This window comes from Reyranella sp., assembly GCF_036558665.1.
Classification (GTDB): Bacteria; Pseudomonadota; Alphaproteobacteria; order Reyranellales; family Reyranellaceae; genus Reyranella.
This window is the reverse complement of sequence record NZ_DATBFE010000087.1, coordinates 20,335-30,241: the sequence shown is the minus strand read 5'-3', so window position 1 is coordinate 30,241 and position 9,907 is coordinate 20,335. Positions and strand designations below refer to the sequence as shown.

8 protein-coding genes are annotated in these 9,907 nt (G+C 66.1%); 4 read left to right on the top strand and 4 right to left on the bottom strand.

Annotated elements, in window-relative coordinates:
• A partial coding sequence (locus VH499_RS14375; protein WP_332053427.1) for an amidohydrolase family protein occupies positions 1 to 963 on the top strand: 963 nt, incomplete at its 5' end.
• 21 nt (positions 964 to 984) lie between these two features.
• Here VH499_RS14375 and VH499_RS14370 read toward each other — a convergent pair.
• The 3 genes from VH499_RS14370 to VH499_RS14360 all read right to left on the bottom strand — a co-directional run bounded on the left by VH499_RS14370 (position 985) and on the right by VH499_RS14360 (position 3,187).
• Positions 985 to 1,224, bottom strand: a complete 240-nt coding sequence (locus tag VH499_RS14370; RefSeq protein ID WP_332053426.1) for an Lrp/AsnC ligand binding domain-containing protein — start codon at positions 1,222 to 1,224, stop codon at positions 985 to 987.
• 23 nt (positions 1,225 to 1,247) lie between these two features.
• A complete protein-coding gene (locus VH499_RS14365; RefSeq protein WP_332053425.1) occupies positions 1,248 to 2,714 on the bottom strand; it encodes a DEAD/DEAH box helicase in 1,467 nt (488 codons plus the stop codon).
• A gap of 176 nt (positions 2,715 to 2,890) precedes the next feature.
• On the bottom strand, positions 2,891 to 3,187 hold the full coding sequence (locus tag VH499_RS14360; protein WP_332053424.1) for a cupin domain-containing protein: 297 nt from the start codon (positions 3,185 to 3,187) through the stop codon (positions 2,891 to 2,893).
• Positions 3,188 to 3,265: 78 nt separating this feature from the next.
• Here VH499_RS14360 and VH499_RS14355 point away from each other — a divergent pair, with 78 nt between their 5' ends.
• The gene (locus VH499_RS14355; protein ID WP_332053423.1) at positions 3,266 to 3,946 is read left to right on the top strand and encodes a class I SAM-dependent methyltransferase; all 681 of its coding nucleotides are present in this window, start codon (positions 3,266 to 3,268) and stop codon (positions 3,944 to 3,946) included.
• Between the two features lie 20 nt (positions 3,947 to 3,966).
• Here the strand turns inward: VH499_RS14355 and VH499_RS14350 are convergent, their stop codons facing one another.
• The gene (locus VH499_RS14350) at positions 3,967 to 7,467 is read right to left on the bottom strand and encodes an FAD-dependent oxidoreductase (RefSeq protein ID WP_332053422.1); all 3,501 of its coding nucleotides are present in this window, start codon (positions 7,465 to 7,467) and stop codon (positions 3,967 to 3,969) included.
• A gap of 100 nt (positions 7,468 to 7,567) precedes the next feature.
• On the opposite strand from VH499_RS14350, the gene VH499_RS14345 reads away from it, so the two are divergent.
• Positions 7,568 to 8,635 (top strand): COX15/CtaA family protein, encoded by a 1,068-nt coding sequence (locus tag VH499_RS14345; RefSeq protein WP_332053421.1) that lies wholly within the window; start codon positions 7,568 to 7,570, stop codon positions 8,633 to 8,635.
• Positions 8,632 to 9,903: an SEL1-like repeat protein gene (locus VH499_RS14340; protein ID WP_332053420.1), complete on the top strand. Its 1,272-nt coding sequence runs from the start codon at positions 8,632 to 8,634 to the stop codon at positions 9,901 to 9,903. The genes VH499_RS14345 and VH499_RS14340 overlap by 4 nt, the downstream gene beginning before the upstream one ends.
• Positions 9,904 to 9,907: the final 4 nt, after the last annotated feature.

Genomic DNA, 9,907 nt, shown 5'->3' with positions numbered 1-9,907 from the left:
GGCCCGGCTGGTTCGAAATACGTGAAGGGCAAGCATCATCGGGTCGACGTGATGGCCGAGACGGGGCTCTACGAGGACGGCGCCAAGGACATCCGCCGCGTCTCCGACCCGCATCTGCGCATCAAGGACCTCGATCGTGACCATGTCGATGCCGAGGTGATCTACGGCATCCTGGGCGCGGCTGGCCGGCTGAACGACGCCGAGGCCGCCAACGAGATGCTGCGCATCTACAACGACTGGCTGAAGGAATTCTGCCGGCCGTACCCGGACCGCCATATCGGGCTCGCCTGCCTGCCTTACGGCGACATCGACGCGGCGGTGAAGGAGATCTATCGCGTCGCCAAGATGGGCATTCGCGGTCTCGAGCTCTCCTGCTCGTGGGACATGGAGCCGATGTGGCATCCGATGTGGGAGCCCCTCTGGAAGGCGGTCAACGACGTGCAGCTGCCGCTGCACTTCCACACCTTCCCCAACGTGCCGCCCGACATGATCCAGAAGCATCCCGGCCGCGTCGGCCGCTCGGTGTTCTTCACCGTGGTCTCCGGCTTCCAGATGAACCTGGTGAACATCCTGGCGGCGATCATCGCGGCCAACGTGCTGGAGCGCTATCCCAACATCCGCATCGCCTTCGGCGAATCGGGCTGCGGCTGGATCCCCTATGCGCTCGACCGCATGGACTTCGAATGGGAGGACCGCTTCACCGACCTCGGGCTGAAGATGAAGCCCTCCGACTACTGGCGCCGCCAGTGCAAGGCCACGTTCCAGTTCGACCGCATCGGCGCCAAGCTGATCGACGACATGGGCGCGGAGAGCCTGATGTGGGGCTCCGACTATCCGCACGGCGACGGCGTGTGGCCGAACTCCGACCAGTATATCAAGGAGCAGTTCGCCGACGTGCCGCCCGAGGTGACCAGGATGATCACCTGCACCAACGCCGGCAAGTTCTACGGGCTGATCAACTAATCATCATCTTCCGGAAGAAGGCTAGGAGAATGCCTTGAAGGTGATGAGGGTAAAGGTGTCCTTCACGTCGGGCAGCGTCTGGATCCTGCTGGTGACGAAGTGACCGATGTCCGTCTTGTCGTCGAGGTAGCACTTCATCAGGAGATCGTACTGCCCGGAGGTCGAATAGACCTCCGAGACCTGCTCGATGGCCACTGCCTCGTCGGCGACCTCGTAGGCCTTGCCGAGCTCGCACTTCACCATGACGAAGATCGTTTGCATCCCGCTCTCCCGCGGGGCGTACTCTAGCGCGGGGGCCGGGCGAGGAAAGCCGGAACGTGGTCGCCCAGTCCGACCGGTGCTCCGTCGTCGCGCTCGCGGCGGCGTTCGGGCCGGCGGTCATGGCTGCGACCCGTGCGCTCGGTGCGGGGCTCGCGATGATGTTCCCGCTCTGCACGGCGTTCGCGCTGCGGCCGCTGGGGGCGAGTTTCGCGCGCAGCCGGTGTCGCCGCCTGTTGCTCGACCGGCTGGTCGCCACGCGGCTTGCGTGTTTCGCGGCGGGTACGGGTCCGTTCGCCGCTGGCGGCCTTGACGCCGCGGCCCCGCCCGCGACCGCGCTTGCGGCCGGCAGAAGCCTCGAAAGCGACCGTCTCCACGCCGGAGACCTCCACGCGCGGGATCGTCGTGCCGATCAGGTTCTCGATCGCCTCGACGAGGCTGCCTTCGTCCGGCGAAGCGAGCGTAAAGGAATGGCCCGTCTTGCCGGCGCGGCCGGTGCGACCGATGCGATGGACATAATCCTCCGGCGAGAACGGCACGTCGAAGTTGAAGACATGGCTCATGTCGACGATGTCGAGGCCACGGGCGGCGACGTCGGATGCCACCAGGATCTGGATCTCGCCCTGCTTGAATCGCTCGAGCGTCTCCATGCGCGCGGGCTGGCTCATGTCGCCGTGCAGCGCCCCGGCATTGAAACCGTGCTTCTTGAGCGAGCCCTGCAGGATGGCGACGTCGCGCTTGCGATTGCAGAACACGAGCGCGTTCTTGATGTCCTGTTCCCTGATCAGGCGCCGCAAGGCCTCGCGCTTGTCCTCTTCGGCTACGACCGCGAGGCCCTGCACGATGTTGGTGCCCGCCGACGCCGGCGGCGACACGGTGACTTCCCGGGGATTGCTGAGGAACCGGTCGGCCAGCCGCCTGATCTCGGGCGGCATGGTGGCGGAGAAGAAAAGGGTCTGCCTGAGCGGCGGCAGCAGGCTCACGATGCGCTCGACATCCGGGATGAAGCCCATGTCGAGCATGCGGTCGGCTTCGTCGATCACCAGCACCTTGACGTCGTTCAACAGCACCTTGCCGCGCTCGAAATGGTCGAGCAGCCGGCCCGGCGTGGCGATCAGCACGTCGACCCCGCGTTCCAGTGCGCGTTCCTGATCCTCGAAACTGACACCGCCGATCAGGAGCGCCATGTTGAGCTTGTTGTACTTGCCGTACATGTCGAAGTTTTCGGCGACCTGGGCGGCAAGCTCGCGCGTCGGCTCCAGGATCAGCGACCTCGGCATGCGCATCTTGGCGCGGCCGTGGTCCAGAATGTCGATCATGGGCAGCACGAAGGAGGCGGTCTTGCCGGTGCCCGTCTGGGCACATCCGAGGACATCTCGGCCCATCAGGACGATGGGAATGGCCTTTTCCTGGATTGGCGTGGGCGTCGTGTAGCCCTTTTCGCTGACTGCCTGCAATACCGGGGAACTCAGCCCCAAACTCTCAAAACTCATTTAGTTTCCGTAGGTTAGCCCACATCCGATGGGCTCCGGGGGCGGTCTTCGCGTGTCCCTGAAATGGGGGCCCGAGCGCCGGGCCGGACCGCTGGCGGCCCTCATATGAGGCCTGCTCCCGGCGAAGTCAATGCAGGCTCCCTGCGCAGCGGCCGCAAACCTCCGGCGCAACCTGGTCATGGCTTGAGCTCGACCTCCACGAACACGAACTCGAAATCGTTTGGATTGATGACGTCGTGCTCGACGCCGGTCTGGCGAGCATACGAGACTCCAGCCCTGAGTGGTGCGGGCACGGTCGCCTTGCCATCGAATATGTGCAGCTCGCCCGTCGTGACGGGCACGACGACATAGTCGTGCATGTGCCTGTGCCAGCCGGTGTGGCCGCCCGGCGGGAACCGCCATTCGGTCACGATCACGCGGTCGTTCTCGACCTGCACGGTGGGCCTGGCGAGGGGACGTTCCTTGTCGGTCATGCGGCGAAGCTAGCGCGGCGCGCCCGGCTTTGTCTTGCGCAGCGTGATAGACTCTCTCGCCCAAGCTGGAGATTTGTCATGGCACGCGACATGATCTCGACCTGGAACCGCAGCCAAGCCGACGAAGACGCGATGGGGGCGACGCACGCCCCGATCTGGCGACGCATGATCGACGTCGGCGCACCGCCCGACCTCCGGCAGTCGACGGTGCTCGACTATGGCTGCAACCAGGGCGGCTTTCTGCGCCTGCTCTACGATCGCCATCCGTTCAGGTCGGCCGTCGGCATCGACATCGCCCGCGAATCGGTGGCGCGTGCCGAGCTGCTGAAGGGCCATCGGCCGATCGACTACCGGGTGGGTGATCAGGCGGCCGCGCTCGGCCAGACCTTCGACCTCGCCTTCAGCCACGAGGTGATCTACCTGTTGCCCGACCCCGCGGTGCATGCACGTGACATCAAGGCCGCGCTGCGGCCAGGCGGCGCCTACGTCGCAGCCATAGGCTGTCACACCGACTCAGGCCTCTGGCCGCGCTGGCGCTCGCTGATCGCCGAGACCTCGTCGATCCCCATCTATGATCATTCACTGGAAGACGTGTCGAAGGCCTTCGCCGAAACGGGCTTCAGCGTGGCCGTTCGTCCGCTCGCCCTCGACGCCTTCATGCCTTTCCCGATCGGCAGCGCCTACTTCCCGAAGGTCATGGACCAGCTCCGCTATTACAGCACCGACAAGGTGCTGTTCCGCTTTGTGCGGACGCCCTGAAGCCTGCGCGCGATTTTCGGTCAGCGGGCTCCGAGCTTCCTGAGCGAGCGGTCGATCCACAGCGCCGCCAGCTTCTCCTGCACGCTGTTCTGACGCAGCCGCTGGCGCAGGCAGGCGAAGTCGACGCGGTCGAGCTCCTGGTCCTGGTTGAAACAGGAGAAGACCACCGTCTCCTTGCCCGTCTCGGGATCCTTGTGGAGCTGCAGGCACTGGGCACAGATCTCCTTCATCATGCACTGCATGGGGGAGTTGATCGATGCAAGGGCGCGATGATCGGGCTTGAGGTAGGGCTTCAGCACCGAGTGCCGCGCGAGCCGCACCGCGTTCATCATTCCGTCCGAGCCGATCGCGATGATGCGGTCGGCATCGCTGAAAGGGATCGGCTGGTCGCCGAGCTCGCCCGCGGCGTATTTGCGCATCGACTCGACGATGTTGTCGACGTCGGCCATGTCTTGCGGCCGGGACGGCGTGAAGCCGGGCTCCTCGTCGCAGCACCAGACCACGACATCGGCGGCGGCCTCGATCTCCCCGACCTTGTAACGGTCGATCATGCGCTTGTACCCGGCGAAGTAGAGCACCCTGCTGCCGGCCCTGCGGAACGCCTGGCCGATCGAGAACAGCACGGCATTGCCGAGGCCTCCGCCCGCCAGCACGACGGTTTCGCCCGACTCGATCTCGGTCGGCGTGCCGGTCGGGCCCATGACGATCACCGGCTCGCCCGGCTCGAGCAGTGCGCAGAGGTCGGACGAACCGCCCATCTCCAGCGCGATCAGTGACAGCAGGCCCTTGTCCTTGTCGACCCAGGCGCCGGTCAGCGCGAGGCCTTCCATGGTGAGCAGCGTGCCCTCGACCTTCTTCGACCGCGCCTCGTAGTTCTGCAGGCGATAGAACTGGCCGGGCTCGAACGTCTTCGCCGCGGCCGGCGCCTCGACCACGACCTCGACGATGGTGGGCGTCAGCCGTTCCACGCGTACCACCCGCGCCCGCCAAAGGTGGTTGGCCTCGGCCAGGATGTCGGCCGGCGAGCGCTTGGGCGCCGGTAGGCGTGCCATGGTGCGCGTCAGGACCGGATAGCCTTGCTTTGCGCCGCCCATCGCCTTCACCACGTTGCCGGCGAATGACGGATGCAGGTCGCCGAAGAACGACATGAAGCGACCGTCGCCGTGGCGATGCATCAGCACGCGCACCTCGTCGGGCTTGGCGACGCGCTCGGGGGTAACGGGCTCGCCTTCCTCGTCGACCGCGCGGAAGTACTTGCCGTCGATGAAGGCGTGCACGGCGTCCTCGCGTGCCAGCACGGTATTGGGTTGCGTACCCGCCGCCACCAGGATGGTGCGGGCCGGCAGGATCGCCGTCACCTTCTCGCCGTCCTGCTGGCCCTCCAGCTTGATGGCCTTGGCGTGCCCGTTCGCGTCGACCTCGACCGCGACCGGCGACAACCCTTCGGCGAAGCGGATGTCCTCTTCCAGCGCCTTCAGCACCTCCTCGTGGTTCAAGGTGTAGGACGGCGAGTCGATCAGGCGCCGGCGATAGGCGATGGTGACGCCACCCCAGCCATTCACCAGCTTCGCAATCTCCGGCGCACGGTCTTCTTTCGCTGCGGCCTCGCGTTCGGCGCGGATTGCCTTGGCATGGGTAATGAATTCGTCGGCGATCTCACGCTCCTCGTCGCTCCAATCGGCCCGCACGGCTGCGTCGCCGCGCTCAGCCGCGAGCGTCTCGTGGCGCGCCAGGAACTTCTCGACCTGGAGAGGATAGTAGGCAAGCGACTCGGTCGCGGTGTCGATTGCGGTCAGGCCGCCGCCGATCACGACGACCGGCAGGCGCACCTGCAGGTTGGCGATCGAGTCCTTTTTGGCCGCGCCCGTGAGCTGCAGCGCCATCAGGAAGTCCGACGCCGCGCGCACGCCGCGGGCGAGACCGTTCGGCATATCGAGCACGGTCGGTTTGCCCGCCCCGGCGCAGAGGGCGATGTGATCGAAGCCCATGTCAAAGGCGCTGTCGACCGTGACCGTTCCGCCGAAGCGCACGCCGCCGAACATCGAGAACTGACGGCGGCGCTCCAGCAGGAGCCGCACCAGCTTCAGGTAGTTCTTGTCCCAGCGCACCGTGATGCCGTACTCGGCCACGCCGCCGAAGCCGGCCATGGCGCGCTCGTCAAGATCCTCGCGCAGATCGGCGATATCCTTGACGGCCGCAAACGGCACGCGCTTGCCGTCAGGCTCGACTCCCGACTGCCTCGCCCGCAGCGGCTCGATCTTGAGGCCATCGATCGCGACCACAGTGTGGCCGTCATTCATCAAATGATGGGCGAGATTGAAGCCGGCCGGGCCCAGCCCGACCACCATCACGCTGCGCCCCGTGGCGGATCTGGGGATCGGCCGGGAAAGATTGAGCGGATTCCAGCGCGTCAGCAGCGAGTAGATCTCGAAGCCCCAGGGCAGACCCAGGACGTCCCTGAGCGTGCGGGTCTCGACCTGCGGGATGTCGACCGGCTCCTGCTTCTGGTAGATGCACGCCTTCATGCAGTCGTTGCAGATGCGATGGCCGGTCGCCGCGACCAGCGGGTTGTCGACCATCACCACCGCCAGCGCGCCGACCGAGAAACCCTCGCTCTTGAGAAGGTTCATCTCCGAGATCTTTTCCTCGAGCGGGCAGCCGGCGAGCGTGACGCCGAACGGCGACTTCTGGAATTTGGCAGTCTTGCGGTCCTTCAGCCCCTTGGAGCAGCTATCCTTGCCCTGGTTGTGGCACCAGATGCAGTAGTTCGCATGATCGAGCGCCCGCACGAGGTCGTAGCCGGCATCGGTGAGAGCGAAGCCGTCGCGATGGCGCAGCAGCGGACGCGGCAATTTCATACGCGTGACCCCATCCACCACTTCCGTCTCGACGGGGACCAGATGCTCGAAGTCGAGCTTGTGCGGCACCTTGAACAGGGGTCCGTCGCGATGGCGTCGTTTGCCCTCCGGATTGTGCAGCGCCCAGGCGGCATAGCGCGCCATCGCCTCGATCTCGGGAGCCGGCGTCACCACCTTGAACTCCGCGCCGATGAGGTCGCGCACAGCGAGCGCAAAGGCGAGTTCCCACGCCTCGAGCCCGTCCTCCAGCCGGGCTTCCACATTGATGGCCTTCGTCACCTCGGCGCCATCGAGTGCCGCCGCGACGTCCGGCTTGATCGCGCGGGTCACATAGCGCTGCACGAACAGCCGCTTGCAGTCGTAGAGCGGCGCCAGCGCAACGTGGCGGGCGCGTAGCGAAGAGGCTTCGTCGACGACGCCGAATAAACCGGCGACGAAATCCTCGAGCGGACGGGCAAGGTCGATCAGGAGGTTCGACTCCTCCTTTGCCGCCAGAGCGCCGGGCGTGGCACGCGCCGCCATGAGGCGCGCATGCCCCTCGACATTCACGCCTTGCAGCCAGGCGACGAAAGCCGCATCGAGGCGGACAAGGCCATCGCGCTCGTAGAGGTCTTCGAAGCTCAGCCCGTGAGCGAGCGAGGGACCGAGCCGAGGCGCCGTCATTGTCGAAATATCCGGATGAAGCGAGGGGTGATTTGTTCGTACACGAACCGATTAACCAAGGAGTCGGAGGAGCGCAAGGCGGCGATGGTTCGCGACATTAATGCCTGATGACGCCACGATCCGCTTCCCGCATGGTCCGGCCGCCATGAAGACCGTCCCTGCTCCGGTGCGCAACTGGCTGATCGTCGTTGCCACGATGATTTTCGTCATGATCACGCTCGGTGCGCTCACGCGACTTACCGAATCGGGCCTGTCCATGGTCGAATGGCACCCCGTCACCGGCGTCGTGCCGCCGCTCAGCGAGCAGGCCTGGCAGGCCGAGCTGAAGGAATATCTTTCCTCGCCGCAGGGAAGATTGGTGAATCCTGATTTCGACGTCGCGCAATTCAAACAGATCTTCTGGCTGGAGTTCATCCATCGTCTGTGGGGGCGGCTGATCGGTGTCGTCGTCGCCGTGCCGCTTCTCTGGTTTTGGCTGCGCGGGCGCCTCTCGCCAGGCCTGAAGCCGCGACTCGTGGCTCTTCTGCTCCTCGGCGGCCTGCAAGGTGCGCTGGGCTGGGCGATGGTCGCCTCGGGCCTGGTCAGCCGCCCCTCGGTCAGCCACTACCGCTTGGCCGCACACCTCCTGGCGGCGGTGGCGCTCTATGCCTACACGGTCTGGCTGGTTCTCGAGCTTGGGCCGCAGGGCGAGCGCCGCGACGAACCCCGGACGCGGCGCGAGGCCACAGGCCTGATCGCCTTCGTGTTCGTGGTCATGACCTTCGGCGCACTGATGGCGGGCCTGCGCGCCGGCCTCATGCACAACACCTTTCCGACCATGTCGGGATACTGGATCCCCCCCGGCATGTTCGATCTCTCGCCCTGGTGGATCAACATCTTCGAGAACGGCACGACGGTGCAGTTCATCCATCGTTGGCTTGCCAAGCTCCTGGTGCTGGGCGTTCTCGCGCTGGCGTGGCGCGTCCGCCGGCCGGAAACCTACGCGGCAGCCGCCATGGTGTTGCTACAGCTTTGTCTCGGCATCGCCACGATCCTGAGCGGCGTCGAGATCGGTCTCGCGTCGATGCACCAGGCCGGCGCGGTGCTGCTGCTGACCACGTTGATCGTGGTACGCTTTCGCGCGATGCCTTCTCCGGCCCGTCATCTGTCGGCTATTGTCCAAAGATGAGCGGCACTCCGGACAAGTCGGCAGATCGCGCAGTTGGCGCACGTCCTTCGCGTCTGCTGCTCGGAGTGTTCGGGACGGTCGTTGTGGTCGGAGCGCTGGTCTTTGCCACCATGGAAGCGCCGTCCTGGTCGGGTGGAAGCGACGCAAGCACAATGCCGGCGAGGACGGAGCCCGCTGCGGCGGCACGCCCGCCGGCTTTCGGCGACGATTTTTCCCTCCCGCCGCCGTCCGACGCACCGCCGCCGCCGACTGCCGCAGAAATCGAGGCGCCGATCCATGCCTCGGCGCCTGCCGCCGCCGAGGCCTCGACCGAAACCGATCCCGCATCGTTGCCGGTCGAGACGCTTCGCAAGCTTGCCGAGGCGCACGACCTGCCGTCGATGGTGGAAATGTCGCGCCGTCTCATTCTCGGGATTGGAATCGCCAAGGATGTGCAGGCCGGCGCGGGCTGGATGCTGCACGCTGCCGAGCTCGGCTCCTCCCAGGCCGCCTTCAATGTCGGCGTGATGTACGAAAACGGGTTCGTCGTCGAGCGCAGTTCGACACGCGCGGTGGAGTGGTATCGCCGCGCGGCGAACACGGGCCTCCCGGTCGCCGAGCACAACCTCGCCCTGATGCTGCGCGACGGAAAGGGTGCCCCGCGCGACGGTACGGAAGCGATCAAGCTTTTGTTGGCGGCGGCCCACCAGGGCATGACGGCGTCGATGTTCGCGCTCGGCGACATCTACGAACAGGGCGACGCGGCACCGAAGGACGCCGCTGCGGCCGTCGCCTGGTTCGGTCTGGCCGCGCAGTTCGAGCGCCGGGCGCATGACGGCAAGGAAACGTCGCTCGCGCGGAACGCCATGCGCAGATCGCAGGACCTTCGCCGTGTCATGGCGCCGGCCGAATTGCAGCGTGCGCAGGAACTGGGCCAGCGCGAGATTGCACAGATCGCCGAGGCGACTTCGTCGGCGCGGCAGGAGCCGGGTCGGTTGCCGGCGCCCGCCTTTCCGGCGCCGGCACCCTCGTCATCGGCAGCGCCGGCACCTTCGCCGGCATCCACCGATGCGGGCGCCGGATGGCCGGCCGACAAGATCGAGCAGGTGCGCGTCATCCAGCAGGCCCTGTTGGATCTCAAGCTGCTGCGCGACAAGCCGGACGGGTCGCTGGGCCCGGTGACGCGCAATGCCATCCGCACTTTCCAGCGTGGCGCCGGGCTTGCGCAAACGGGCGACCCGTCGAAGGATCTCTATGTCGCCCTGAAACAGGCGCTCGCGAAGCCTTAGAACA